We start from the raw sequence: 26,629 nt of genomic DNA, 5'->3' as shown, positions 1-26,629 counted from the left end.
ATGAACTACGAGGGGACAAACGTAGCGCGGGTGCAGGGGGCGCGATGACCACGGAGCGGGGCGATGCATCCAGCGAGTATGAAGCTGGTTGGCATCTGCTCGTCGGGCTCATGCACCGGTTCACGGCCGAGGGAGTTGAACGCCGCACGGCTCTGAGGCAAGTCATGAGGGCTGCACGCCTCGACGCCCAAGAGACCCAGGCCTTGTATGAAGCCGTGACGACCGTGGAGGTAGAAGAGGAACGCGTACAAGAGGTATCGGCCTTCCCGCGGAGTGTGACTTCCGATGGCGGGGCTGGTCTTGACGAGGCTCTCGATGAATTTGATTCCTTCGAGGAGGAGGAAGTCCCGGATTTCGAGTCTCTTCGGGGGATGGTGCGGGTCGATGACATGGAAGCGGCTCGTCGTACCGCCCAAAACCTGCTTGAGATCGATCGGAGGAGAGGGAATCCCCACCGGCGACTGCTGACCGCCGAGGAAGAAGTCGGGCTCTGCCTTCTCTACCGAGCTGGCAAGAAGCCGTCGGAGTCGTTGCCCGATGGCTACCTGGCGACGCTTCCGCGAGACGGGGAGGCACACAGGGCGCTGTCTGCAATGGTCATCCACAATCAGCGACTTGTTTACAAGATCCTGCGCGGTTTGGGGCACTGGCCAGGTAGTCCCATGTACGAGGATCTCGCGCAACACGGAATGATCGGGCTTGTTCGCGCCGTTGAGAAATTCGACGTTTCCATGGGTTGTAAGTTTTCCACCTACGCCACCTGGTGGATTCGGCAGCGTATTACTCGGGCCGTGGTCAACGAAGGGGCATCCATTCGACTCCCGGTCCATATGTGGACCGATGTGCAGAAGGTACGGAAGACGGAGCGTGCGTTTCTCGACCGGGGAAGAAAACCGAATGTGGATGACCTTTCCTTGGCGTGTGAGCTCAGCCCCGAGAAGGTGGTGGAGTGTCTGAGATTGGGGCGTCGGGTAGTTCTGTCGCTCGAGCAACCCGTCGGCGAGAACACGTCTCTCGGGGAACTGGTTGCGGATCAGTTTCGGCCGGTGCCCGGGCCGGAACAAGTGTTGTGGTCCGAATTTGAGCGCCAGGAACTACTCCAGCGATTCGATGCATCCGTATTCACGGAAAGGACTCGCAGAGTTCTTCTCCTGCGATATGGGTTTATTGATGGAACACCTTGGACCCTCGAGGAAATTGGTAAGCATGTCGGGGTCACGCGCGAGCGTATTCGGCAGATCGAGAAGAGTGCACTGAAGGACCTGAGGATCCAAATGGGGCTGGATCCCGATGACTCCGACTCGGAACGGCGTCGCCTGAAAGCCGCTCCAAAAGTCGCTCGGGAGGTCGCTGAGAGGGCGGCATTTCGTAAGCGCAGCCCGGAGGGGCGAGAGGGTACGAGGGGCGGCGAGTCACTTCCGAAGGAGAGAGCTGGCGCGCCGAAGACGGAGAGCGGTTTCGACGAAAGAGAGGAACTGGTGGCCTCGAAGGGGTCTGAGTTCGGTCGTTGGTTGGCCGAGCGGATGCAAGGAAAAGGGACAGACGAAAGTGAACTGGCACACCTGCTGGGGGAGCAGCAGGTGATGATCGAGGATTGGCTGGAGTTCCGCTCTGTGCCTGACTCGGACGTCTTGTCCAGGGTGCGGGAGATCCTTGGCGTCGGGGACGAGGTAGGGCAGGGCACTTTGGTTGGTCCGGAATCGCAGGGCGAACCCGCAGTTGTGTGGTACCACCGTCCCGAACACGACGATGGTGGACGGGAATTCGGAAACGCGGCGGCCTTCGCCTTCGAGGCTGATCTGGAGGTCATGGCCCGTGAGGCGACTCAGAACAGTCTGGACGAGCGCGACAGGAGGAATGACCGCCCTGTCAGGATCCGTTACACCTTGCATGAACTGACCGGCGACACTCTGGCCCGGTTCCGTACGGCAATCCGCTGGCACGACCTCGAACCGCACTATAAGGCGGCCGCCGCGCAGGACCAGAAGGTCGGACGCGTCATCGGTGCTGGTCTACGGGAGATGTTCGAGCGGGACCGGCTGATTCTTCTTCGCGTCGACGACTACAACGCCAACGGGCTTACCGGTGACGACTACGAGGACGGACGATTTGCCGCCGTGGTGCGACGCCAACTCGAAAGCCTCAAGTCGGATACGTCGGCCGGCGGTTCGTACGGTCTCGGAAAGGCGACTCTCTGGGCGACGAGCCGTCTGGGGCTTGTCCTCATGAACTCCACGCTCTCCGAACCCCATGAGGGACATACTGCGCGGCGGCTGATCGGACGCCTCGATCTGCCCTGGCGGGAGGTGAAGGGCAGGAGATTCGCAGGTCCCGCTTGGCTGGGCCAGCCGGATGCTGAGGCGGACAACCCAGAGGTCGTTCGTTCTTGGTGGGCTGACGAAGAGACGGTCGCGAACCTGCACCTGACCCGCGTGGGCGATGACCCTGGCACATCCTTCTTGATCGTCGGAGCACACGACGTTGCCTGCCTTGCCGAGGCCGGGCGGGACCAAGACGGCGACGTAGGAGACGACGAGGACACTTTGGAGCGCATGCACCAGAGGTTGGTTCGCGCTCTCGGACGTAACTTCTGGGCGGCGATGACAGCAGGAGGCGACTGCCGGCCACTACTGGAGGCGTCGGTGCGGACGTTGCGCAACGACGTGGTCTGTCTCGAGGAGGAGTGGGTCGACCCAGAGGTGCATCAACCCGCGCGTTCGCGTGCTCTTCAGGCCTTCCTGAGCGGTACCACGGTGAGCCGCCTTACCGAGGCCGGTCAAGTGGCCCTCAGCACCGTGCTGTTGAAGGTACCCGAGAGGGACGGCCTCCCGGGAACAGCCGGCGAGCACAGAGCAGTGCTCCTCCTTACCGAGGCCACGGACGCCGATGGCAGGATCAACCAGGTGACCGCGATGCGTGGCAATCGCATGACGGTCAAGACCAGTTGGGTTCCCGGCCTTCCTGTGGGAACAAACCCGTTCCAGGCGGTTCTGCTCGCGGGTCGAGCCGCAGGAGATGCTGCGCCGTTCGCGGCTGAGGCCGAGGCGTTTCTGCGCTCCTCCGAGCCGCCGGAACACAACAAATGGGGGCAGACCGAGGAGTTGAGGATGCGCTACTCACCTTCGGCTCATCGAAGGATTGCGGCGTTGAAGTCGGAGACCAACAAGGCCGTGCACGAACTTGTGGCGATCCTGAAGGAGAAGACGCCGAGCGGCACGAGCAAGGTGAGCAAGCGGCTAAAGATCTCGGGCAGGCCCACCAACAAGGCCAGAGGGACGGTGACTCCTCCGAAACTGGACGATCTGAAGGCAGTGATCGCCCCTTCCGGCGCTTGGCAGATCACTGCCGAGGTCAAGGTGCCGCCTGGGGCTGAGCCCTGGCCTATGAGACCCGTTGCCAAGCTCGAGGTTCGCTCAGGCCCCCGGCCCGTGGTCAAGTGGGCAGAGGTCGTCGCTGTCAGTAACTGTGAATTGCTCGACGGCGTACTGCATTTCACTCCGGGGGCCCGGCGTGCTGTCTTTCGAGGCGTCACCGATGTTTCCACACACCCGGTGCGAGCCGGGCTGAGTGGTCTCGTGGTCGAGCTCCAGGAGAGCAAGGGAGGTGTCGCGTGAGGGTCTATCCGTACCCTCGGCTGACCGGAGCGGTGATGGCGCGAGTCACGGCGGTGCGGCTGCGTGGCCCCGGAGACAATCGAGAGCAGTTGGACAGCAGGGGATACTCCGTCGTTGAGCAGGTCGTGGCACTTGGTAGGGCTGAGCGCGACGACTGGCAGACTGCGAGGCTGGCCCTGACAGCGACCGTACCGGCTCGTGAGATCGGGACGAAGGGTCACTGGTCCGACGTCGCGGTAGTCGCCGTTCTGACGGAGGGGGCCACCAATACGCGCACTGTTACCCGCTTGGAACTCGTTGGGGAAGGCAGCGGGGACTGGACCGGGGAGATCGAGCTCGACCGGGACGACCACCTGGATCGTGCGTCTCTCACGGTGCACGTGGTGGCCAAGGTGGGGGGGATAGCGGGTCGGATCATCGGCTCCACCAACCAGGAGTGGTTGGTCGACGTGAGGGCCGACGCGCCTCTGCGAGATCGCCAACTCGAGGTCAGCACCGTCAGTTTTGCCCGTGGCGCCGAGTGGTTGCGGAATTTCAGAGACGCACCGTGGGTGGTGGATACCTCGGGCCGGATGCCCACCGTCCGCCTGAACTCGGACTTCGAGGGCCTCGTGGCGCTTGTGGAAGGCCAGGGCTCCAAAGTTGAAAGCGTGGTGGGCGAGATGCTGCTCGCCCAGATGTGTGCGCTGATGTTTGGACCGCAGTCTTCCACACCGCCATTGGTGACCTGGAGGTTGAGGAGGACGGGACTCCGCTCTTCCCGCCCGACTGGCGCGGTGCGGTGCTCCGGGAGATGCTCCCGGACATCGTCCTCGGTCGGTCGGCGGAAGACGCTCTCCGAGAGGTACACATCCGGCGTACTGACGGGGGCAGTTGGACGGATCTGCAACCGCGTATTCAGTACGCCGCTGCCCGTCGTGCCGAGGTCCCCAAAGCCTTGGCTACTACTGTCCGCAACATCGAACGACTCGACCAGGAGACTCACGCGTGACTTCCCGCCCCGAGCACCTGCCGGAACAGCTGGCCTTGATCTCCGATGTACAGGCTGCGGAGTACATCTCCATAGGACTGCTCGAGGGTCGCGACGACATCCCTTCGATCGCACTCAATAAGATTGCCGAGCCGTTCCCGTATGACGACGCGCGACTGCGGCTTCACCGAGTCCGGGATTTGATTGACTACGTCCTGGACAAGTTTCGGGAAACACGCCCGACGGCAGCGGATGCGTGGCTGGCTCCGCGTCTGCACGAGACCCTTCGGCTGACCCGTCGAGAGGCGGCCGAGAAAGGGCTCTGGACCTATTTGGCCCTTGGTGTGGCGCCGGACTATGTCATCTGGCGGCACCTGTCCGAACCGAAGGCAGACGGTTCGCCCGGGCGCGTGGCCCGCGACAGGTTCGTCGGCCCTCACTACAAGCAGACATTCGCCCGGCTCTGGTGGGCGGCCGAGCTCTTCCGCGACGGATCGGACTACCGACCCGTCGTAGTGGCTTGCGGCAATCAGGACATTCTCAACTCCGCTCTTCGGCTGGATATCATCGACCATCGCCCTACCGCTCTTGCTCTCGTCGAGCTGATGGAGCGGGGAACTGTGCGCACTGGTCGGGAAGTTAACGCCATGACGCCTGCGATCAACGTTGCTGCGGCGACCCTCATGTACGACCTCATCGCTCCGGACGTGGAACGTGACGGGGAGCCGCTGCGCGACTGGATCGCGGGTGCCGAATCGTCCCTTCCATCACCCAGGAACACTCTGCCCCAGGGGCCCGAGGAGGAGCGCGCCCCGGAGGAGGCGGTTGGGAGACTGGTCGGACACTTCGAGGAACTGTTCGCGGAGGCGCAGGTCAGAGGACGGACTTCTGACGTGAGCGAATGACGTTGTGTGACTTCGGAGGGCATTGACCCCGATCACCGCAGCCTAGGCGCCGGAGTCCATCCGTCGTGGCCTGGGACACGCTGGGCCAAGTGTTCGCGTTTGCAAGCTCCTCGTCCGATGGGGCGTTCCCGCACAGTGCCTTGCCGAGTATGTGCATGCCCAGTCGTGGGGGTACGGCATTGCCTACTTGCTGAGCCTGGTCTTTTCCCGACCACGGGAAGTTGTGCGGAAAAGTTTGGAGAACTCCGGATTCCGGAATGGTGAAACGGTCGGATTGGCCGGCCTCGTATTCCGCGATGCTCTTGTAGACCTTGTTTCGAGAGATCTTCCCTGTGACCGTGAAAGCGGGCTCGGAGGACTGGCGCCGGCCTCGGTTCTTCGGGTCGCCTCCGGAGCCGTAGTTCGACACGATGAAGAACTTCATCCTGCCTCCCGTCCGAAGCCGGGACACATCCACGGGGGAGTCCTTGAGTTTGCTCGCCGCGTCGAGGGCCTCTGCCATGGAGATCCAGCGTTTCTTGGTCCCAGTAGGCGCTGAATCGGTCGGGAGAGTATCCGCCTGAGTAGCGTTCCGTTTCCTCCGATGCAGGTCAAAGGGCAGGTGAGTTGTTTCGAGTGGTTCGATAGCCCCATGCCCGGGGAGCCGAGCGACGAGTACGGCGCGTGTGCGTGTCTGTGGCACCCCGAACTGCTCGGTCTTCAATTCCCAGTATTCCGCCTCATACTTGACGCCCTCGAGTCGTCCTTCGCCGCCGCGCAGAAGCTTCGCGTAGATCTCCCAGAGGGGCAGGACCGCGGGCACCTGCTCCAGAATGATTACTTTGTACGGTTCACGACCCTCTGTTTCGATCGCTTTGATGAGCCAGCGGAAAGGTTCGAGGACCAGGGCGGTGCGTGGGTCGCTGAGGGCACGCAAATCCTCGTCGATCTGAGCTTCGTCCTCCCCGTCCACGAGACGGTGGATGAACTCCTTCACCGTGTTGAGCGCTCGGCGTCCGGCTCCGTTACCTGCGACGGAGAAGGACTGACAGGGGGGTCCGCCGGCGAGGACGTCGACCGTTTTCGGAATCTCGTCGAAGCGGGTCTCGCGCATGAGGCTCACATCGGCATGGATCGTTGGTAGCCCCGCCGCGTAGCGCGTCTCGCACGCGTTCCGGTCCCACTCGATTCCGATGCTCTTGAAGCCCAGGAAGTGCGCTGCCACGTCGAGCCCACCAGGACCTGCGAAGAGGTCCAGGATGCGGACACCCTCGAGATGGCGAACTTGTGTTACCGGGCTGTTCATGGGGTTGAAGTGTAGCCGGCGAGGGAGGCTGCGGGGCCCACTGGTTGACCGCTCTGGCTGCTAACCGTATAACTCGGACGAAATCGACACGGTGCCCCTGTCACGGCAAGGTCTACGTCTTCCGTGGACAGCCGTGCAGCGGGCACCGGTGACCACCAGGGAGTGAAGCTGTTCGACGTCGCACGCCGTGCGGAGGTCTCGGCTCCCAAATGGCTCCCAAAACGACTCAGGGGCTTGATCCACTAAGTGGATCAAGCCCCTGAGCTGGTACTTCTCTGTCGGGGTGGCGGGATTTGAACCCACGACCTCTTCGTCCCGAATGAGGGTCGGTTACTGATCTAGCCAGTGCGGATGGCGTTTGCCCTGGTCAGAGCGTCGGTCTGTCGTGGTCTCGGGTGGTCTCGAAGGGGCTTGGGGAGCGGGTTGGCTCCCAGATGGCTCCCAGCGAGACCTCAGGCAACGGCTGCTGAGTCCGCGTTTCGCGCCGTCCACGGAGGCCGACGAGGCGAGGAGTTCGACATTCGGCTGAGCCACGCGAAGCTGGCCCAGCATTCTGCAGCAGGCGACCACGCGACATACGGCGCATGGAACAATCTTGTCAGCCCCTGACCCTCCCTGGACCGGGGTCTGCGCTATGTCCGTTAACCTTGATACGCGAACCAGCAGAACTTCAGATCGATGACGACGGCCGTGTGTCCCTGCCGCTGGGGCTCCTCGCGGAGGCGGCCCTGGATGCAGGCGGCCGGATCCTGGCGTTCAGCGATGGCGACGGGCGCATCGTGCTGCAGCGAGAGGTAGACGCCTTCAAGGCACTACTGCAGGACGGGACTCTGTGAGTGGAGATCCCGCTGCCGCGAGGCCACTCCCGTTGCAGCGGTCGGGGATCGTCGGTGCGCGGCCGCGTGGGGTCCGCGGGTGCGAGGTTTGCGACCGTCCGCCCTCGCCACAGGAAAGCGCCGAGAATAGAGCTGGACGGACAGGAACGGGTCCTCGCCAGGTGGGACGCCCCGGAGGAAGCTCTCTCTGAGCTGCTGGAGATATGAGCGAGCAAGAACTACCAGAAGCGCCGACCGAGCAGTGGACACCGCCGGAGGGGTCGTGGGCGTCGTCGGCCGCGACCCGGCGGAGCATGGTTGGCAACCGGAGTCGTGATACCGCGCCCGAGCTGCTCCTCCGCTCTCTTGTCCACGCCGCTGGACTGCGCTACCGGGTAGCGGCAAAGCCGCTCCCGAAGATGCGCCGAACAGCCGACATGGTCTTCCGCCCTGTGAAAGTCGCAGTCTTCATCGACGGCTGTTTCTGGCACGGCTGCCAGGAGCACTTCGTGATGCCCAAGACGAACCAGCCGTACTGGGAAGAAAAGATCGGCCGGAACATCCAGCGCGACCGGGACACAGACGACCGCCTCGCGGAGGCTGGCTGGCTGGTGCTCCGTTTCTGGGAACACCTCGAACCAGAGGCGTGTGCTGCCACTGTCATCAAGGCAGTGGCAGCTCGGCGACAGAAAGTCCAAGTCTCGAAGCATCCGAAAAAGACCTCCTGACCGTCGCGTCGCTGGCGACAGTGGTCAGCTGAACTCCGCCGGGTTCAGCGAGAAGAGCTCGTACCCGGGTGGCCTTCTTGGCCTCTGCGAGATGGAGTTGATCAAATATGGCGGGACCTGGTCAGCTCCCGTCGTAGGCCACCTGCAGTCGTGTGGTGCTCTTAGCCGTGTGCAGAAAGGCGTCGCCCTGTCCGGCCAGAGCTTCGGCTCCAGTCTCGTCCAGAATGATGCGGCTGTCGGTCGCTGTCTTGACGCGCAGGGCGAGTTGGGCAGGGAAGTTGGAACGGATGGTCGTAGAGATAACGTCCGCACTCGGTCGCTGTGTGGCTGTGATGACGTGGATGCCCGCAGCGCGGGCCTTCTGCGTCAGGCGCTTGAGCAGCGTTTCGATCTGCTTCTTCTCTTCAGGATCGCTGGTGAGATCGGCGTACTCGTCCAGGACGATGACGATCCAGGGCTTCCGATCTGCTTTGTCGACCTTGGCGTTGTACTCGACGAGCTTGCGCGTGCGGATCGCCTTCATGTCCGTGTAGCGCACGGCCATCTCTTCGACGGTTTCCTCAAGAATCTTGATGGCGTCAGCAGCATCCATACCGATCACCCCGTCGAGGTGCGGGTCGTCCTCGAAGTCGACAAGTTCGGTGCCCTTGGGATCAACGAGACGCAGTCGCAGGCTGCTCTTGTCGTACCGAACCAGGCCCTTGAGGATCGTGTCCAGCGCGATGGACTTTCCTGATCCGGTAGTGCCGGCCACCAGCAGGTGTGGTGAGTCTGCGGAGGACAGGTCAACGGTGACCGGGTTGCCTTCGATGTCGGCGCCTAGTGGGGCAATGAGGCTTTCGGGATCGGCCGGGCACCGCTGCCACAGCGCCTTGGCGTCAACCCCGTACTTCTCGTCGTCGACCTTGGGGATCTCGAAGAGCACGGAGCCGCGGTCGCTGCGGGTCCGAATGCTGAACCCGGAGGGGAGCGCCAGGGCCAGGAAGATCTCGTCGCGTCGGTTGGTCAGCTTGTCCACGGTGACCCCAGGATTGGGGATGAACCGGAAGATATAGAAGCCGGGTCCCTCCTGCCACTTGCCGACCTCCGGTGCGGTGACCGCGACCTTGTGGCGGGCAAAAACGTCAACGATCTTGTTGTATCGAGCCGCCAGCTCCTCCTCGGAGAGCCCACCGCGGGAAGCCTTCAGAGGTGCAGGACCTGCCTCTGCAGCAGGGTGACGCGCAAGTACCGCTCCTGGCGTAGCTGTTAGAGCGGCCGCCCCGCCGGCCTCGGCAGATGCCGTTGTTTCTTCCAGAGTGGGCGGTTCGGCGGAAAGGCCCACAGAGGAGGTTTTGACGGCAGTGTCAGCGGCCTTCACGGTCCCGCTGAGGTCTCCAGAGACAACAAGGGGATCGGCGTTGGTGGGGTCCTCCTTGGCGCGTAGAGCGCCGATGAGGTTCAGCAGTTCCCGTTTGTTCAACCTCACCAGGGTGTGCCTGCCGAGGCTTCCGACCGCGGGTGCCGGCTGATCGTCCTCTGCCGAGATAGCCACGGCAACGCCAGTGACGTGGCCGAGCTGGACATCCTCGGAGCGTAGGGCGTCAAGGACCTTGGCCTCGACCTGGCGGTGGTCGTCATTACCGATCAGGGTGCGAGCTGGAAGGTCTTCGGCCTGCGTGGTCTTTCCACTGGTCTGAGCGATCGCGGCAGCAAGCTCGTCCAGCCAGAAGGGACGGTCGTGGCGAGCTTCGCCGTCCGAACGGAAGGCATCCCTACACAGGTCGGTGGTGCGGTTGAGCTGTTCCTCAGCCGAACCGACGTCGAAGGTCTGGCGGAACTTGGACTCGGCGACCAGGACATCCAGGCGAACAGTGCCGTCGTCCTGGACCGCCAGCACAAACCTGCCGAGGTCGGCACGGGTCTTGTGCCCGCGGCCGAACCAGCGGTGGTGCTCGTCGAAGCTGATCCACGTGACCAGGCTCGTGCCCTGCCTAGAGACGGGAAACTGCTGGTCGATGACAAAGCGCGTGGCTACCAGGCCGACGACTTCGTTGACCGTAGTGCCAATGCCGAGGGAGCGCAGCACGGCGCCAGGGGCCACGTTGCGGCCGACCTCGTAGATTCGTTTAGCGGTGCTTTCCGAGTCCTGCGGGGTGACGACACCGATCTGCTCAAGGCGGCGGCACAGTCGCTGGACGACGAACTGCCGACCGGTCTGCGAGCTGACAATAAGGGTGTAGGACTCGTTCTTGCCGACGCTGGGCTTGACGAGGATGACGTCAGGGCGGTTGCGCAGGGCGTCGATTTGCTCACGGCCGATGAAGCTGTCAAGAGTGACGACCCAGTGGGCCACACGGTGCAGGGTCTCGAACAGGTTCTGGTGCTGGTCGAACTGCACCTGCATCTCGAAGTAGTCGATGCCGTCGACACTCTCCCGGGAGACCGGGGAACGGCGGTCGTAGCGCACGCACAAGGTCGACCAGGACTCAAGAGTCTCGTCGGCGGTCTCAGGCAACAGCGCTCTCACGACGTTCTCGCTGGTCTGAGCCAGGTTGTGTGAGGCTGGGTGCTTCCAGGGGTTGAAGTAGCCCGACAAGGACTCCTTCTTGGTGCTCTCCTTCATACTGGTCTGCGTGCCGAACAGTGCCGGCGCCAGAGCGAGGTCGATGGTGTCCTCCAGCCCTGACAGGTCTGCTTCCTGGTCGGGCTCCCATGCCTGAAGGATCAGTTGGACGTCGGGCAGGAAGCTGTCGTCGGACATCTCCGCACCGGAGAACTGCAGGTCGAAACCCTGGATGATCTCGTGGTGGGTGGCCTGCGGAGCCAGTACAACCAGATCAACTTTCAGACGAGGGTTCTTGGCCCGCATCTGCTTGGCCACGCGCATCGGCAGGACAGGGTCGCCGTTGCGGTCCAGAAGCAGTACGCGCAGCCCATCAAGCTTGTGGGGGTAGGTCGTCAGGTAGTCGGTGATGACGCGGACCATCTCGTCGATCGCGGTCTCGTCGACGCTGGAGAGCCAGTCCTTGGACTCGTTTCCGCCGTAGCGGACCGGTGCGTACTCCTCGTGCCCGGCCGACTCCCGCATCGGAATGGCAATCGTGCCGCCGGGACCGACGAGGACCGCCGGTGTCCCGTGTGGGGAGATACGGTCAATGGCGTCGAAGAAGAGCTCCTCGTTTTCCTGGTTGAGGCTCAGACCTCCCTCCTTGTTCAGGGCGGTCTTGATGCTGTCAGCAGCCTCCTCGTAGTTCTTTGCCAGCCAGCGCAGCTTCAGCGGGTGAGTGGCCAGCATCATCATGCGGTGGTCGGCAAGCCCGACAACATCGGTCAGGACGACAGCCTCGAGGTCTGCGTTCGGAGCGTTGTCGGGAACCAGGGTGGTGCGAGCTTCGCGGAGCACGCCTTCCCACTCGCGTACGTAATCGTTGATCTTCCCGGCGTCAAGCCCGTCGCAGAACCGGCTGAAATGCTCCAGCCTGAGGCGCTCCAGCTGACTGGCAAACTGCAATTCGGAAACAGGCAAGGGTTCGTCGGCCTGCCACTGCCGGGGGTCATTGAACCTCTCGAGGAAGGTGTCAAAGGTCAACTTACCGGTATGGCCAGGGGGAGTTCGCCAGCCGTGTATGAGAGCCGCCAGCGCGATCTGCCCCGGGATGCCAAGAGGGTCCCAGCGAAAGCGTCGCTGGGCGCCGTCCATCTCGACCAGGATGCGCAGCGGGGCCCACTCCGTGTTCGGATCGAACGGCTCGTCCTCCTCCGGCAGGGGCGGCTTGGTCAGGTCCAACAGGCACTTCTTGACGTCCAGAGTCAGGCGAAGACCGGTGGATTCCCGGACGTCATCCAGGGTGTTGGCGTACAGGAAAGCAAAGAGCCAGCGGCTCCACCGCCCAACTTCCTGGTTGCCTTCCAGCCCGACGATGACGGAGCCTTCCTCTTCATCGGAAAAGTAGGTCAGCTCGCGCAGCAGGGCACGCAGTGGGTCCTGGACGAACTGAGAGTCCGGAAAGGCAAGCTTCTCGACTTTGCGGCGCGACCGCTTGGACAGCAGGTCGGCCAGAGGCTCCGCCCCGCCGATAGGAGCCTCGTCAAGGAAACGCTGTGCGGCTTCCTGATCTCCGAGGTCGAGTGCATCTTCGATCACCATGGCGTCGAACTCGTCGACCCGATCTGCGTCGGCCTTCTCGATCTCCTGACGGACCTGCTGGCCCAGGCCGATCTTCTTGGACTTCTGCTCGAAGACTTCCAGCCAGAGGGTCAGGTCCTGCTCGCGGCGCAACTGACGAGAATCCTGCGGAGTGGAGCCACTGCGATTGAGGTTGAGTACGAGGCTGCGCATGAGCTCCTTGGCAGTCTCGGAGTCCGTGCCGACGTGGTCCAGGGACTCATCGCTGAACTCGGTCGCGCTTATGCGGTCTATCAGGTCGTCCTCGGTGATCTCCTTGCCCGTGGGCTGCTTGAAGGCACTGACCGAGACGTTCTTCTTGATCCGGGTGGGCAGCGCGGCGGGCTTGATGAAGAGTCCTCGGTCTGGGAAGAGATCAAGAGCCGGCAGGGCAGCAGAGATCTCCGGGTAGACCACGTCAGGGGTGCGGACCTGAGTTGCTGCGACCTTCTGCGCAGTGTCGACCAGGAAGGCTGCCCAGCGGTGCAAGGACCGGGGCTCCTCATCCGTGACGGCACCCCAGATCGCCAGCAGAACGGTGCCCATCGCGGCTGGAACAGTGCCGATACCCCCCGCCTCCCGCCATGCTTCCGCCATGAATCTGTCGAACCCGCGCTCGCCGGATAGGTCACGGTAGTTGCCCAGGATCGTGGCATCGTTCAGGGCGTTCATAGCTGCCAGCCCCTGTGCGTCCGGAGACTGCCCCCACTCGAAGAGCAACACCGCTCTGCCCTGTCCCGAATTTCGCCACTTGGTCAGCTGGTCCTGCGGCCCCAACAGGTAGTCAGCAGGGACACCTTCGATTGGCTCTGAGGTGCCGACCTTGACGACAACCTGACGGTCCGGCGAGCCCAACAGCTGCCGGGCAGTGTGGCGGAGAGCCTCGGCCACGGTCGGTCGGTCGAAGCCGCTGACCCGTAGGACGGCGCGGGCCCCGTTGGCCTCAGTGACCTTGCGGAGTGCTTCGTCGGCGACGAACCGACCGAGCGCTCGGATGCTGCTGTCGGTCACCGGGGCTCCCCTCGAACCATGCTGGTTGCATCTGAATATTGAGTGAGCAGACCAATAGCGGCGAGTTTCTCCCGGAACGCCTTGCCGTTGTGGTCAAGGACCGATGGGTCGACCTCGTAGGCCAACGGGCTCGTTGCCGCGACCTTGTCCTCCATCACAAGCCCATACCTCTCGTACAGCAGCGTGCAGAACTTGTCGAACTCCATCTCCGCTTCCTGAGCGACGGTGGCAGAGACCAGAGCCTCGAGCATCGGGGGCTTCATGGTGAAGTGTCGTCGCCCGGCCGTCGCGTTCAAGGCTCCGACAGCGGCGAGGGTCTCGCTGAAGAACGCTCGGGGTGAGGCGACCGCGGTGCCGCCTTCCTTCATGAATCTCTCGTAGCGGCGTCTTTTACTCTCGTCGCCTTCGGCTTCGCCGATCATTACCTGGGCCTGGACGTTGATCGCTTTGACGATGTCGTTGCGGAAGCCAGCGAGGTTCTTCTGCGATTCCCTGCGCAGCGGGGTTGCCTCGTTGCCGAAGTCCAACAGGATCGACTCACGGTTGGTGGCACCGAGCTTGGTGCGTGCGAGGTGGAGCTGATGGCGTGCCAAACAGTAGGGGACCCAGTGCATGAGGCTCTCCGTGCGCTTGGCCCTCGGGACCGTAGCGATCCGACTGACGATGTTGCAGGTCCCCTCCCTCAACAGATCAGGCCAGGGGCTGAGCTCCTCATACAGCTCGATTCCTGTGTCTGAGCCCTCCACGGGAGCTTCGTCGTAGTCGAAGTCGTGCGCGCTGAGGGCCTTGGCGAGATTGCCCAGCGGCGTTTCGCTGTCCTGCACGAGGTCGCTCAGGCCCTGCCGGGTCGCGTCCTTGCGGTCAGGATCGAAGTCGGCACGAAGGGCCTTGTAGGCCCAACTCCCACCATCGCGGAAGAGGTAGCGCTCGATAGTAGGAGCGTTGATGCCGACATCGACTTTGGTGGCCTGCTTGCGCTTCTTAGCGCTCTTCTTGGCATCGATCTGCTTGACTCGTCGTTCGACTGCGTCGTAGTGGATGAGCTCACCGACGAACGGATAGATGTGCGCGCCGAACCAGCTGGGCTGGCTACGCCGCCCTGGGATCTCAACCAACAGCGAAGAGAACAGGGCGTGGAGCGTTTCCATCGTCTCGGGAGAGTCCAGCTCGACGGCCTTGCCGAGTTCTTCATCGCCCTCGACTATGCGGGTCTTGGTCGCGATTCGCCGGGCCAGGTCGTGCGAGGTTCTCTTGTAAGCCGTGCCGGCTCCGTTGTCCAGGAGCCCTGCGAACTGCTCCGGGTCCTCCTGATGTGCTAGGTAGACGCCGCGGGCGATCGCGAGCATCTCAAGCGAGATGTAGAAACCGCGGCCCTGCTGTTCGAGGTTTACCCCAAAGAGGCGAAGGACGACCTCGGCCTTGGAACGATCAGCCATTACGCACGCACCGACCTGATCTTGTCGCCGACGTCGATCATGAGTTTTCGCATGACGTTGCCCACCAGTACCTGGATCTCGTCGTCCTTGTCCGACGAGTCAGCCAGCTCAGCCAGGGTTCCACTCAGGCCGCGGATCTCTGCCTCGTGCTGCACCTCGCTGCGCAGGCCCGCGGCCCACCGCGTCAACAACTCGAAACGCAAGAGGTCCGCTTCCACCGAGACTGCGTCCTGGTCAGGGGCGACGGCTGGGATACGGATGTAGATGGCCCGGTTGAGCCACTCGACGGCACTCCGCATCTCGGGGGTGGTGCTCGTGCCGGCTTCCCTTTGCCACTGGGTGACCTGGTCGACCACCTCGACGCCCTTGCTGGGCACTCGCCGGGAGACCACGGCCGCGCGGGCGCGGTGTGTGAAGAAGGCGGGGTCAAGTACGAAGAAGTCAGGGTTGCTCGCTGCCCGGTGAATGCCCTGGACGGCCTCCAGGCCCTTGAGAAATAGGTCTCGCACTCTGGTGTCTGCCGGGTCCCGGTTCTTGTCCTGGACACGCACAAAGTCGTCTCCGGCCTGCAGACCCATGCGGGCGAAACGGTCCGTATCGTCGTCACTGTTGAAGAAGTCGGCTCGCCGCAGGAACGCGTACACGCCCCGCAACTGTTCGGCCTGTTTCAGGGCGTCCCGACTCGTGCGGACCTTCTGCAGGTAGCTGCTGGCGTCCGCGGGAGGGAAGTCGCCCGCCGTGTCTGGGTCCAGTCGGTCGTCGACCTGTCGACGGGAGACCCGGCCCGGGTCCAACTTCCGTAGCGCGAAGAAGGCAGGAACCAGGTGACGCTGTTGCTGACTCAACCGGTCGCCGAAGAGCGCTTGATGGTACAGGTGGGGAGCTTGCCACTGCCGGTTCGAATGCGATCGCTGGTACCTGGCGTGGACGTCATCGCAGGACAGGCCGCCGGTGAGCATGTAGCTGGTGACCGACAGCGCCTGACGTGTCGTGATTACGGCCCCGGTCCGCTCGGCCGCAGCGAACATGTCCCGGATCGCGGCCCGCCGCTGAGGCCCGCGGGTGGGATCACTCAGTTCGTTGCGGTTGGCCAGAATCGGGCAGACCGTGCGCGCATCACAGGTCTCGCACCGCTTCCACCGCGATGACTGGGTCGTTGTCCACTGCTTCAGGACCCAAGGGATGAGCCCGCCGTTGGAACCGTCCGCCGCTACGGACTGGTAGTTGAGGTTGATGACGGTCACAGCACCATCAGAATCACTGACCTGCCCGCGAACTATGCCTTCCGTGAGGGTCTGCACCAGAACCTTGGCACGTCCCGTGCCGGCTTTGCCAAGGTTGTCATCCTCGGCGACGCACTTGCGTAGTTGGCCCTCGTTCGCGCAGATGATCGCGATGCCTTTGTCCGGAGGGTCGAGAAGCTCCACGAGCTTGTGAGCACCGGCCTGCGGGCTGAGCTCGCTCAGATCGCTGAGGATGTACAGCGGGCGTCCGCTACGGGTCCGGCCGACAGGGCGGCTCGCGCCTTTTGCCTCGGACAGGCCGAGGAAGACCGCCTTCCGGACATCTGGCGTGATCGGCTCGTCACCGGCCCGCAGTTTGGCCAGAAGGCTGGCGCACAGGCTCGTCTTGCCATGCCCGGCGTCTCCGGTGAGAACGATGGTCTTCGTGGCCTGTCGCTCGATGGCGCTCAGTAGGTAGTCCAGTGTCACGACGGGGAACTGTGGCTGTGTCCAGTCTGCCTGCGTCTCATAGACCATCTCAGAGGTGGCGACGTCGAACGGCTGGTAACGACGAATCCGTTCGACGTGCTTGTTGACCTCTAGCGGCATGCTGCTGTCCTTCGTCGACCGAGCCCAGGGCTGCAGAATTTTAGCTGCCAGCGGGCCTGACGGTAGATCAAATGTTGCGACACGGCGCGAAAATGCTCCTGGCTTGACTCTGGTCCCCTTGAAGTAACGCAGGCGTCGATCTCGTCGACGCCGCAGGAGCAACAGGGGCGCAGGGCGATGGTCGTTGACGAGCTTGTTCAGGGGGCGCGAACCCGACGTGATCGGCACGTCAGCCGATGGGTAGGTGCCCGTCTGCAGCGCGTGATCAACCTTGATCGAGTACGATGACCGCTCGTTCCGCCGGTTCTACGAGCAAGTGCAGATGGGGGTCACACGTGGGTGAGCGACACCCCTTGCGGGCCAAGCGTCGGCCGAAGTTTGAGGAGGGTGTCGGTTCCCTGCGAGTCGTGGACCTCTTCGCCGGCTGTGGTGGCCTCACCCTCGGTATTGCCCAGGCGGCGCACAGGCTTGACGTCTCGCTCGACGTTCGTCTCGCGGTTGACTTTGAGGCGGCTCCCACCAAAGTCTTCAAGGCTAACTTTCCCAAGGCCAACGTCCAACAGGGGAGCGTCGAATCCTTCTTCGATGGTGACCTTGGCGCCACGTTGACCGCTCAGGAGGAGAAGACTCTATCCGCGGTGGGTGAGGTGGAGCTCCTGATCGGTGGGCCACCGTGTCAGGGGCACAGTAACCTTAACAACCACACCCGCCGCGATGATCCCAAGAACCGGCTGTACCTGCGTATGGCTCGTGCCGCAGAGGTTCTGCGCCCCAGTGCAGTCGTCATTGAGAACGTGCTGGCCGTTGTCAACGACAAGCAGCAGGTGGTCTCCCGCGCCATCGTTCACCTCAAGAGGCTTGGATATGATGTCGCCACTGGTCGTATCGACCTGCTCAAGCTCGGGGTCGCTCAGACACGCAAGCGCCACATACTACTGGCCATCCGCGAAGACGCGCTGCCTTTTGGGTTCTCGGCTGCTGACTTGCTGAAGGTCGAGGACCGCATTGCCGTACCGCATGACCTGCGGTGGGCGATCGGTGACCTGCTCGGCGTTCCCGCCAAATCATTCTTCGATGAAGCTGCTATACCCAACGCGGACAACCAACGGCGTATGAAGTATCTCTTCGAGAATGACGAGCACAATCTGCCGAACGAAGAGCGCCCCGAGTGCCATCGCGGCGAGCACAATTATACCGCCATGTATGGCCGTCTATGGTGGGATCGTCCGTCTCAGACCATTACCAGTGGATTTGCGACGATGGGGCGCGGACGCTTTGTTCACCCTGCTGTTCCTCGATGTCTAACCGCCCATGAGGCCGCGCGCATCCAGGGCTTCCCGGACTACTTCAAGTTCGTCGATGAGAGGGTCAAGCCTCGCTACGAGCTGACTCGCACCGAGGTTCAGGTCATCATTGGCAACGCCGTACCCCCACCCCTGACAGAGGCGCTGACCTCCAGACTCTTCGATGCTGAAGTTCTGCAGGCGAAGAACGACGCGTCTCGGCAGCGCGATGACGGCTTCGCTACCGCTGCCGTAGATCTCGCCTGCTGAGCCTCCGACGAACTGATGTCCGTCCGAGGACGTTGAGGCGGGCCAATTGCCCGCTGGTGGCCTAGTAAGTCCCTCGCCAGGTTCGCGTAGCTTTCCTGTTGTGCGTTTGGTGAGCCCTCCATGGCTGGCCTTTGAGTTGCGGTCGCTAATCAATGGTCATGCCGTGAGCTCGGTTTCAGCGGTCTATTTGAGTGTTGACCCTAAGTGATTTCCATGACGACGGAGCGGTCCGTCCACCGGTCATGGAGACTCTGATTGCAAGCCCGTCGCACCATAGGGGAGAAGGGCACCTTCGACCTCCACCGAATTCACCTTGGGCTGTGGAACCACGGTGTATCTCTGTTGTCGCTCGGCGCGCTGAAAGGGGCAAGGCGACCGGCGGCATCAGGAGCGACGAAATGGTGTACGAATAGGAGTCGAGGGCGGCCGGGGAAAACGACAGGGTGGGGAGAGGCGGAGTGGTTCAGGGCGGGTGCCCGGCGTCGGTACCCTGGAGCACATGTCTACTGCCCCGGTTCGCGTTCGTTTCGCCCCGTCTCCGACCGGCATGTTCCATGTTGGTGGCGCACGGTCCGCTCTCTACAACTGGGCCGTGGCACGACAGTCCGGCGGCACGTTCGTCCTGCGGATCGAGGACACCGACGCGGCCCGGAACAAGCAGGAGTGGATCGACGGCATCGTCAGCGCTCTCGCGGCGATCGGTATCCATGGCGAGGACGCGGCCTTTGAGGGGCCGTACTTCCAGTCGCACAACGCGGCCCGGCACAGCGAGGCCGCCCAGCAGCTGTACTCGGCGGGCAAGGCGTATTACTGCGACTGCACCCGGGAGCAGCTGAAGGAGCGTACCGGGTCGGAGCACCTCGGGTACGACGGGTTCTGTCGGGCCCGCGGGCTGGCCTTCGAGGAGGGCCGGGCACTGCGGTTCCAGACACCGGACGAGGGCGAGACCGTCGTGGTCGACCTCATCCGCGGGGAGCCGGCGTTCCCGAACAGCGCGATCGAGGACTTCGTGATCGCCCGCGGTGACGGGTCCCCCGTCTTCCTGATCGCGAACGTGGTCGATGACCTGGACGAGGGCATTACCCAGGTCATCCGCGGCGAGGAGCACCTCTCGAACACGCCGAAGCAGCAGCTGCTGTGGGAGGCGCTCGGTGCCCAGCCGCCGGTGTGGGCGCACCTGCCGGTGATTGTGAACGAGAAGCGGCAGAAGCTGTCCAAGCGTCGCGACAAGGTCGCGCTGGAGGACTACCTCGCCGACGGCTTCCTTCCCGAGGCGATGGTGAACTACCTGATGCTCCTCGGCTGGGGCCCCGGCGGTGACCGGGAGCTCATGCCGTACGAGGAGCTGGAGCGGCTCTTCCGAATCGAGGACGTCAACACCGCCCCGGCGTTCTTCGACGTGAAGAAGCTGACGGCGTTCAACGGGGACTACATCCGTGCCCTGGCGCCCGCGCAGTTCGCAGCTGCCTGCGGGCCGTGGCTCGTCGCCCCGTACGCGCCGTGGCAGCCGGAGGCGTTCGACCAGGCCGTCTTCGAGACGGTGGCACCGCTGGCCCAGACCCGGCTGGCGTTGCTGTCCGAGATCACCAACAACGTGGACTTCCTGTTCCTCGACTCGCCTGTCGAGGACGAGGCGTCGTGGAACAAGGCGATGAAGGCGGGTGCCGATGGCATCCTGGCCGATGTCCGCGCCGAGTTCGCCACCGTCTCGGACTGGGAAACGGACGGCCTGAAGGCCGTCACGCTCGCCGTGGGAGAGAAGCACGGGCTGAAGCTGGGCAAGGCCCAGGCGCCCATCCGGGTCGCGGTCACCGGCCGAACGATCGGGCTCCCGCTGTTCGAGTCCATGGAACTGCTTGGCCGGGACCGCGTCCTGGCCCGTCTGGACGCCGCGGCCGAGAAGCTGGCCGCGCAGGTATAGGCGTCCCCGGTCAGGAGACCTGCGCGAGAAGGTCGCCCCAGGCGTTTCCGAAGTAGTGCAGGTCGAACTGGGCCAGGGCCTCGTACGCGGCCTTGGCTTCGGTTCGGCGCGCCGTAGCGTGTTCCCGGACCTGCGCCGACAGACGGTCGAGGTCTGGCGCCGGCTGGCCGGTCAGGGCCGCGAGATCGCCGAGGCCCGCGACCGGTCGGATCAGGCAGGGCAGCCCGAGCAGCAGTGCCTCGGCTGCGCAGCGGCTCCAGCCCTCCCGCATCCGGGGCAGGAAGACGCCGACGTCGCATGCCCGCAGCAGCCGCAGGTATCGCTCGCGCTCCACGTCGTAGTGCGCACCGCCGAAGCCGATGGTGTTGCTGCCGCTGGTGATCACTTGAAGCCCGGGTGCGCCGGCCAGGGCCGCGGCGACCTCCGCGGTGCCCTTCCAGTGAACGGCCTTGCCCGCGTACACGCCGATCGTGTCTGCGGCCAGGTCGAATTCGGCGCGGCACTCAGCCCGGTCAAGGGCGCGTGCCCGTTCGATCTCGGTCATGTCGAAGGCGTTGTAGATCACCCGAACGTTGTGGACACCGCGGGACCGGAGGAAGTCAGCCCAGTACGGGGATACGCACACCACGGCCGCACACTGCGGCAGCACCCGGAACAGCCGCTCCCAGAGCATGGCCTCCACGGGAGTGGAGTCGTGCTGCAACGGCTCGTAGTGGTGCAGGAGGAACACCGTGCGGGCCCGCATCTCCTGTGTGAAGAGCAGCAGGCTGAGGTCGTCCCACACGAAGGTGCCGGTGGCGGCGGAACTCAGCGCCCGGACGGTCGGGGCCAGTCGGGCGAGGTGGCGGAGCTTCCGCCAGCGGCGGACGTGGTAGGTGCGCTTGTGGTCCGGAACCGTGCGCCACTCGACATCGTCGGCGGTCGCCTCGTGAAGCATCCGGAGGTAGACCCGGCCGCCAGTCCGACCGACCGGCTCCATCGAGTACACGATCCGTCTCACGGGCGTATCTCCTGTTGGCGGTGGATGTACTCGGCGTTGAGCAGCGTGTGTGCGGCTTCCAGGTGAGGGCTGAGGCGGCGTGCGGCGGCGGCCAGGGGGAGGTGGAAGTCTGTGAGGTTCCGTACGAACTTCCGCCGGCGTTCTTGGTTCGGCGAGGCGGCCAGGTCGCGCAGGTTGTGGATGCGGTCGGCCAGCCGTATCAGGAGCTCCTCTGCGGGGAGGGCCGCTGTCTTCACGCGCCATCGGGTCTCGTCGCCCGGGACCTTGGGCCGGCGTTCGAGCCGATGGTCGGGCGTCATCGCGCGTAGGCGTTCAGCGAAGGCTGCCCCCAGCTGGTGGGTGACGAGAGCCTCTGAGCCCGGATCGACCTCCAGTGCGTCGTGCAAAAGGCCGAGGAGGAGGGTTTCGGGATGTGTAACGCCGAGCTCGGACCGCAGAACCGTGACGACGGCGAGCGGATGCTGGACGTACGGGGTGCCCTGATCTCGGGTATGCCCGGCGTAGATCGCGAGGGCCAGACCGGCAGCCACACGGGCGCGGGAACGGTCCCCGACGGCCCATGTGCTGGTGGCGAGTGTGGTCAGGATGTGAGGCAGATTGACAACGGCCATTTCCGTCACCCCTCTCGTAAGGATGGCTGGGGTAGAGCCCGGGGGTCGGGGACGTGGTCGGCGATCAGAAGGGTGTCTCCGACGGCGAGGGCGTCGAGTCCGAGGCCGGCTGCCGCCTGTACGGCCTGCTCGGCGGATCGCAGGATCGGCGTGCCTTTGAGGTTGAAGGAGGTGTTCAACAGCAGCGGCAGGCCGGTGTGCTCGTGGAACCGCTGCAGGAGCTCGTGCAGGCCCTGATGGTCTGGGGCCACGGATTGGACGCGCGCGGTGCCGTCGTGGTGGGTGACCGCGGCTATGCGGTCGGCTCGGCACCGGCGGACGTGGGCGACGCGGTTCATGAAGGGGTCGCCCGCCGACATGAACCACTCCGTGGCGTGCTCGGCGAGGACGGCCGGGGCGAACGGGCGGTACGCAGCTCGTTGCTTGATCGCGTTGAGTCGGTCCCGCGTGGCGGCGTGGCCCGGGTGGGCGAGGATCGAGCGGTGCCCGAGGGCCCGGGGCCCGAATTCGAGCGGTCCCTGTACCCAGCCGACAATGCGGTGCTGAGCGAGCAGCGCTGCCGCCGCCGGTGCCAGGTCCGCCCCCAGGCCGGTCAGAGCGCGGTACCCGGATGGCATCGCACCCGCTTTCAGAGTGCCCGGGTTAGGGCCCCAGGCCGCGTCGGTCGGCACCTGGAGACGTTCCTGCCCGAGCTGGTAGTGCCAGGCGTACAAGGCGGCGCCCACAGCGGTGCCCGCGTCGTGTGGTGCCGGCGCCACGAAGAGGGTGTCGAAGCCGCTGTCGTCGGCCAGTCGGCCGTTGAGGTGGGAGTTCAGGGCGCACCCACCCGAGAACACCAGCGCCGAGGCTCTTGTGAGCCGTTGCAGATGGCGTGCGATGTGGATGACCGACTCGGAGAAGACCTCCTGGACTGTGGCGGCCAGGTCGGCCCGTTCCGAGTCGGTTTGCTCCACGACGTTGTCAGCGGTCCAGACGCGGCCACGGAGTAGCAGCGGTGTGCTGTTATCCGCCGAGCCCCAGGGGTGGCCGATGCTGACCTCGCCGTCGTCGCCGAGGAGTACGAGCTCGCGGATCTGCGAACTGTAACGCTGGGGGTCGCCGAACGCGGCAAGCGCCATCATGCTGCCCTCGGGTTCGTCGCCCGGCGGGATCACTCTGCGGGCCAGGTTTCGGTAGAAGTGCCCGAGGGAGGAGTGGACGCGCCGAGGGCCGACAGGGCCTGGGACCACCGTCGGCATGCTCTGGTGGACGCGGTCGATGCGATCCGGCCGCAGGTCGTAGCCGGTGATGCGTTCCCGCCCCGGACCGAAGTCGGAGCCGAGGGAGGAGCCGCCGGCGTCAATGACGAGGCCCGCCGCGTGGTCGTGTCCGGAGAGCAGGTACCCGGAGAGCACATGGGCGGTGTGGTGGGAGAGGAGGCGGAGATGGCCACCGAGCGGGGCAGGTAAGAGAGCGGCGAGTTCGTCCCGCTCCTCGGTGAGCCACCAGCCGGCGGCAGGATTGGGACGCATGGAGGCGGCCCAGACGGCGTCGACGTCTTGCGGTTCGATGCCGGCGGCCTCCAGACACCACTGAAGGGCACGGACCGGCGCGGCGAGCGTGCCCTTGCGGGTGGGGTGGTTGTGCTTGACGCCGCTCCAGCGTTCCTCTTCTGCCGCGTAGAGGCGGCCGTCGACGATCAAGGCGGCGGCGGTGTCGTGGTGGAAGTTCAGCCCGAGGACTGCGGGCATGGTCGTGTACCTCCGGTCTGGAGTCATGCGGTCGGAATGCGGGCAGGCAGGAGAGCGGCGCCTGAGTCCGTGTACTCGTGGCAGCGCAGGCAGAACCGGAAGTGATGGCCGCGGGGGGCGAACACCTTGGCCCCGAAGTCCTCGTCCCAGATGCTGAACTCGCTGTCGTCCTTCGCCATGGCGTTGAAGCAGCGGTAGCAGGACCCGTCCATCTCGATCATCAGGTGCTGGTCGAGGTAGCGGTCGCAGATGCCGCGCAGCTTGTTCGACGGCTGGCCGACATCGACGTGGTGCACGTGGTTGGTGACGTGGATCGCGCCGTACGTGTCGCACAGCCTCGCGAGCTCCACGAGCCGGGAGGAACTGATGCCTTCCAGCACGCTGTTGACGACCACGGTCTTGCCGGCTTCGCGGAGACGGGGCACGGCGGCGTGTACTTCGGCGTAGTTCTCGTGCTCGTCGTCGCAGCCGATGAGGATCTGGTCGTACGAGCGGAGCGTGGCTTCCATGATCCGCTGGTTGCGGGCCAGCGTGATGGCGTTCGTGCCCAGAACCATGACCTTGTCCGGCAGGCGTGTCCGGGCGGCTTCGCTGAGAGCGGGGAAGTCCCGGTGCACGGTGGGTTCGCCGCCGTTGATGTGCAACTGCTGGAAAGGGATGGTCTCCAGCCGGGTCAGGATGGTGGAGAACAGGTCTGGGGCCATGTTCTCGCCCTGGGCGCCGTCGGCGAAGATGCAGAAGTCGCAGGACCGGTTGCACTTCGTCGTGATCTTGATCTTCGCCGTTTTCAGGGTGCGGGGCTGGGACGCACGCGCGGGCATGGCGAGGCTCCTTGTGTCAGGGGTGGATGGCACCGGGCGGGAGGCTGAGGAAGTCCTGCACCGTGGACCTCTGCCGGTGCCAGAGCGCGAGGGTGGTGCGCAGGGTGTCGGGAGTCGTCGGTCCGGTGGGGATCAGCCCGGCCATTCGGGCGGCCAGGCGTTGGGCGGGAGTGACCCCGTCCTCCGCGAGCGCGTTCAGGGTCTGCGCGGCGGAACGGAGTTCCTTCGCCTCCCGCTGGATCAGGTACTCGGTCGCGACACCGGGCGGCGGATCGAGGTAGTACAGCCAGCGGGCGACACGTACGCGAAGCATTCCGGCGGTCATTACCCAGTCGGTGGCAGCGGACTCCTTGCCCTTGTCGGGAGGGCGGCTTGCCTGAGGAATGCGGCGCATGGCCGTTTCCAGGGAGACGTGTGCCGCGCGGAGCAGGTGGCGCGGGCTACGACGTCGCCTGTCGGGTCCGCCTTCGGAGTGTCGGAGGAACAGCTCGGCGTACGCGTCCAGCCCGTCCGGGCGCCACTGGGTGAGCGCGGCCGTCTTGCCGGGGCAGCGGGTCCGTGTCGCGAGTGCGGCGGCGGCGAACCAGCAGGGGGCGAGGTAGTGCCAGGCCACGCAGTGACGCCGGTACGCGGTGATGTCCTCGACCACGTTGTCGGTACTGTCCGCCGCCAACTGGTACCGGCCTCCGACCCGTGCCTGGAGGATTCCCCGGTAGAAGCGTTCGTCGACCTCGCACCAGGGCGCCATCTGGGCCTGGGACTTCCAGCGTTGGAAGTCCCGGGCGCTCCCGCTGATCAGCGACCAGGTCGCGAGCTCGGGTGCGGAGACGAACCGTCCGTCCGCCTCGGTCACGGTGAACGCGAATCCGGGCGGATGCTCCAGAAGCCGCCTGTGGGAGACCTCCCGGCGGACCGCGGACTTATGCGCGGCGGCCAGACGGTGATTCCACTCCTCCCAGTTCGCGGGTGCCTCGGGCAGGAGGACGCGCACGTCGATGTCGGAGTGGGGAGCCAGTAAATCGGCCGGCTGCCACTTGTGGGTGAGCATCATGGCCCCGACCCCGTAGGCGTCCAACTCGCCTTCGTACAGCGTTCCGAGACCCGGGTACAGCGGCGGCGCTTCGGCCGCGACCATCACCGCTCTCCGGTGGAGGCTCGGGTGCACGAGGGCTGAGCCGCGTCCGAGGGGAGGACGGGGAGCAGAGGCAGCAGGACCGGGGTGCCCTCGGGACGCTCCATCCGGTCCCAGCGAAGGTCGTAGTCGACGTAATGGAAGCCCTGCCAGGCGTCGTTCGTGTTGCGGTCGAGCATGGCCTGGAAGAGGTGGGCGAAGGCATCGCCGAGGGTGCTGTCGGCGAGGTGGGGCTTCAGGGGGATGTCACGGTTGTGGAGGATGCAGGGGCGGGCCACCCCAGTGGGTGTGATCTTGATGCGGTTGGCGTCGGAGCATGTGGCACAGCTGGAGTTGGAGATGAAGCCGATTGAGCCCGCCCAGCCGTCGGGACGGAGATACCGCCCGGGGCTACGGACCCCGAGCTGTTCACGAGAGACCTCCCCCGCACCCGCGAACCATTCGTGGAGACGATTGCGGACGTCCGCCTCGTTGATGAACTCGGTGTCGAACAGCGCCTGTGCGGGCCCGATGTTCTGGAGTTCGATGAGGCGGACGGCGATAGGCAGGTCGCGGGCCAGCTCGGCCACGGCGAAGGCGTCGTCCAGGTAGGTGCGCTGGAGGACGCAGTTGATCTTCACTCGCAGGCCGAGGGAGAGGGCGTCATCGAGGGTGCGCAGAGTCGTGCGCGGGTCGCCGCCGCCCATGATGGTGGCGGATCGCGTCGGGTCGAGGCTGTGTAGGCTGAGGTTGAGGTACGTCAGTCCGGCGCGGTGCAGCTTCTCCACGCTCAGCCCGCGGCGTAGGTTGCCGTGGCTCGTCATGCCGATCGCGGCGTCGGACCCGAGGCCGTCGGCGAGGCCCTCGATCACGTCGAGGATGTCCGCCCGCAGGGTCGGTTCGCCGCCGGAGCAGTGCGCCTTCCGGATCTTCCAAATCCCGGCCTCGGCGGCGATGGCCGCGTAGTCGGCGGTGGTCAGGGGGCGGTCTTTGTGCCCGTAGTCCGGCATGCAGCGGGGCTTGCAGAACACGCAGTCCAGGTTGCACAACGAGTTCAGGGTGAAGGCCAGGTAGGGGTGGTTGCGGCCGGTAGCCGCGAAGGCTGCGATCAGGTCACGGTGGCGGGTGGTGGGCATGGG

The 26,629-nt window shown here is 64.7% G+C and carries 16 protein-coding genes and 1 pseudogene; 7 read left to right on the top strand and 10 right to left on the bottom strand.

The features are described from left to right. Positions 1-44 precede the first annotated feature (44 nt). Together QR77_RS50000 and QR77_RS16930 are read left to right on the top strand one after the other, a co-directional pair. Positions 45-3,614 (top strand): sigma-70 family RNA polymerase sigma factor, encoded by a 3,570-nt coding sequence (locus tag QR77_RS50000; RefSeq protein ID WP_160310922.1) that lies wholly within the window; start codon positions 45-47, stop codon positions 3,612-3,614. A gap of 987 nt (positions 3,615-4,601) precedes the next feature. Continuing rightward, positions 4,602-5,489 carry a DUF6339 family protein gene (locus tag QR77_RS16930; protein WP_040022668.1) on the top strand — a complete coding sequence of 296 codons (888 nt, stop codon included), beginning with the start codon at positions 4,602-4,604 and terminating at the stop codon, positions 5,487-5,489. On the opposite strand, the gene QR77_RS43635 is transcribed toward QR77_RS16930, so the two are convergent. Then, complete coding sequence (locus QR77_RS43635) at positions 5,458-6,774, bottom strand: DNA cytosine methyltransferase (RefSeq protein ID WP_040022666.1); 1,317 nt, start codon at positions 6,772-6,774, stop codon at positions 5,458-5,460. The two genes, QR77_RS16930 and QR77_RS43635, sit on opposite strands and share 32 nt — an antisense overlap. 41 nt (positions 6,775-6,815) lie before the next feature. Here QR77_RS43635 and QR77_RS48685 point away from each other — a divergent pair. From QR77_RS48685 to QR77_RS16915, 3 genes and pseudogenes are all read left to right on the top strand, one after another. Beyond that, a pseudogene (locus QR77_RS48685) lies at positions 6,816-6,975 on the top strand (LacI family transcriptional regulator); the annotation flags it as partial. Positions 6,976-7,466: 491 nt separating this feature from the next. After that, positions 7,467-7,610 carry a hypothetical protein gene (locus tag QR77_RS16920; RefSeq protein WP_236710693.1) on the top strand — a complete coding sequence of 48 codons (144 nt, stop codon included), beginning with the start codon at positions 7,467-7,469 and terminating at the stop codon, positions 7,608-7,610. Between the two features lie 203 nt (positions 7,611-7,813). Beyond that, positions 7,814-8,317: a very short patch repair endonuclease gene (locus tag QR77_RS16915; protein ID WP_078876772.1), complete on the top strand. Its 504-nt coding sequence runs from the start codon at positions 7,814-7,816 to the stop codon at positions 8,315-8,317. A 121-nt stretch (positions 8,318-8,438) separates the two neighbouring features. Here the strand turns inward: QR77_RS16915 and QR77_RS16910 are convergent, their stop codons facing one another. Genes QR77_RS16910 through QR77_RS16900 form a run of 3 tightly spaced genes read right to left on the bottom strand, consistent with a single transcriptional unit; the run spans position 8,439 to position 16,743 of the window. Beyond that, complete coding sequence (locus QR77_RS16910) at positions 8,439-13,475, bottom strand: FtsK/SpoIIIE domain-containing protein (RefSeq protein WP_040022662.1); 5,037 nt, start codon at positions 13,473-13,475, stop codon at positions 8,439-8,441. After that, positions 13,472-14,911: a hypothetical protein gene (locus QR77_RS16905; RefSeq protein WP_040022660.1), complete on the bottom strand. Its 1,440-nt coding sequence runs from the start codon at positions 14,909-14,911 to the stop codon at positions 13,472-13,474. Before QR77_RS16905 ends, QR77_RS16910 begins: the two co-directional genes overlap by 4 nt. After that, the gene (locus tag QR77_RS16900) at positions 14,911-16,743 is read right to left on the bottom strand and encodes a hypothetical protein (RefSeq protein WP_040022658.1); all 1,833 of its coding nucleotides are present in this window, start codon (positions 16,741-16,743) and stop codon (positions 14,911-14,913) included. Before QR77_RS16900 ends, QR77_RS16905 begins: the two co-directional genes overlap by 1 nt. A 407-nt stretch (positions 16,744-17,150) precedes the next feature. Here QR77_RS16900 and QR77_RS16895 point away from each other — a divergent pair, with 407 nt between their 5' ends. Then, a complete protein-coding gene (locus QR77_RS16895) occupies positions 17,151-18,296 on the top strand; it encodes a DNA cytosine methyltransferase (RefSeq protein ID WP_052488828.1) in 1,146 nt (381 codons plus the stop codon). Positions 18,297-18,843: 547 nt separating this feature from the next. Further along, positions 18,844-20,217 carry a glutamate--tRNA ligase gene (gltX, locus tag QR77_RS16890; RefSeq protein ID WP_236711119.1) on the top strand — a complete coding sequence of 458 codons (1,374 nt, stop codon included), beginning with the start codon at positions 18,844-18,846 and terminating at the stop codon, positions 20,215-20,217. A gap of 10 nt (positions 20,218-20,227) precedes the next feature. On the opposite strand, the gene QR77_RS16885 is transcribed toward gltX, so the two are convergent. The 6 genes from QR77_RS16885 to QR77_RS16860 are packed head-to-tail and all read right to left on the bottom strand — an operon-like array spanning position 20,228 to position 26,626. Continuing rightward, positions 20,228-21,217, bottom strand: coding sequence for a glycosyltransferase (locus QR77_RS16885; protein WP_040022654.1), 990 nt, complete (start codon positions 21,215-21,217; stop codon positions 20,228-20,230). Continuing rightward, complete coding sequence (locus QR77_RS16880; RefSeq protein WP_040022652.1) at positions 21,214-21,828, bottom strand: HD domain-containing protein; 615 nt, start codon at positions 21,826-21,828, stop codon at positions 21,214-21,216. The genes QR77_RS16885 and QR77_RS16880 overlap by 4 nt, the downstream gene beginning before the upstream one ends. A gap of 5 nt (positions 21,829-21,833) precedes the next feature. Continuing rightward, positions 21,834-23,558: a carbamoyltransferase C-terminal domain-containing protein gene (locus QR77_RS16875; RefSeq protein ID WP_040022651.1), complete on the bottom strand. Its 1,725-nt coding sequence runs from the start codon at positions 23,556-23,558 to the stop codon at positions 21,834-21,836. Positions 23,559-23,581: 23 nt separating this feature from the next. Further along, entirely contained in the window at positions 23,582-24,379 is a 798-nt protein-coding gene (locus QR77_RS16870; protein ID WP_040022649.1) for a radical SAM protein, read from the bottom strand. A gap of 16 nt (positions 24,380-24,395) precedes the next feature. Further along, positions 24,396-25,514, bottom strand: coding sequence for a hypothetical protein (locus QR77_RS16865; protein ID WP_040022648.1), 1,119 nt, complete (start codon positions 25,512-25,514; stop codon positions 24,396-24,398). After that, on the bottom strand, positions 25,514-26,626 hold the full coding sequence (locus QR77_RS16860; protein ID WP_040022646.1) for a radical SAM protein: 1,113 nt from the start codon (positions 26,624-26,626) through the stop codon (positions 25,514-25,516). The genes QR77_RS16865 and QR77_RS16860 overlap by 1 nt, the downstream gene beginning before the upstream one ends. Positions 26,627-26,629 lie beyond the last annotated feature (3 nt).

Source organism: Streptomyces sp. 150FB (assembly GCF_000818195.1).
GTDB lineage: Bacteria > Actinomycetota > Actinomycetes > Streptomycetales > Streptomycetaceae > Streptomyces.
The sequence above is the reverse complement of the archived record's forward strand: the minus strand, read 5'-3'. Positions and strand labels throughout refer to the sequence as shown.

Bases quoted from the DNA above. Each gene is read 5' to 3' on its own strand.
- QR77_RS16860 (WP_040022646.1), bottom strand. From the start codon at position 26,626: ATGCCCACCACCCGCCACCGTGACCTGATCGCAGCCTTCGCGGCTACC.
- QR77_RS16880 (WP_040022652.1), bottom strand. From the start codon at position 21,828: ATGGCCGTTGTCAATCTGCCTCACATCCTGACCACACTCGCCACCAGC.
- QR77_RS16875 (WP_040022651.1), bottom strand. From the start codon at position 23,558: ATGCCCGCAGTCCTCGGGCTGAACTTCCACCACGACACCGCCGCCGCC.
- QR77_RS43635 (WP_040022666.1), bottom strand. From the start codon at position 6,774: ATGAACAGCCCGGTAACACAAGTTCGCCATCTCGAGGGTGTCCGCATC.
- gltX (WP_236711119.1), top strand. From the start codon at position 18,844: ATGTTCCATGTTGGTGGCGCACGGTCCGCTCTCTACAACTGGGCCGTG.
- QR77_RS16915 (WP_078876772.1), top strand. From the start codon at position 7,814: ATGAGCGAGCAAGAACTACCAGAAGCGCCGACCGAGCAGTGGACACCG.
- QR77_RS16870 (WP_040022649.1), bottom strand. From the start codon at position 24,379: ATGCCCGCGCGTGCGTCCCAGCCCCGCACCCTGAAAACGGCGAAGATC.
- QR77_RS50000 (WP_160310922.1), top strand. From the start codon at position 45: ATGACCACGGAGCGGGGCGATGCATCCAGCGAGTATGAAGCTGGTTGG.
- QR77_RS16865 (WP_040022648.1), bottom strand. From the start codon at position 25,514: ATGGTCGCGGCCGAAGCGCCGCCGCTGTACCCGGGTCTCGGAACGCTG.
- QR77_RS16905 (WP_040022660.1), bottom strand. From the start codon at position 14,911: ATGGCTGATCGTTCCAAGGCCGAGGTCGTCCTTCGCCTCTTTGGGGTA.
- QR77_RS16900 (WP_040022658.1), bottom strand. From the start codon at position 16,743: ATGCCGCTAGAGGTCAACAAGCACGTCGAACGGATTCGTCGTTACCAG.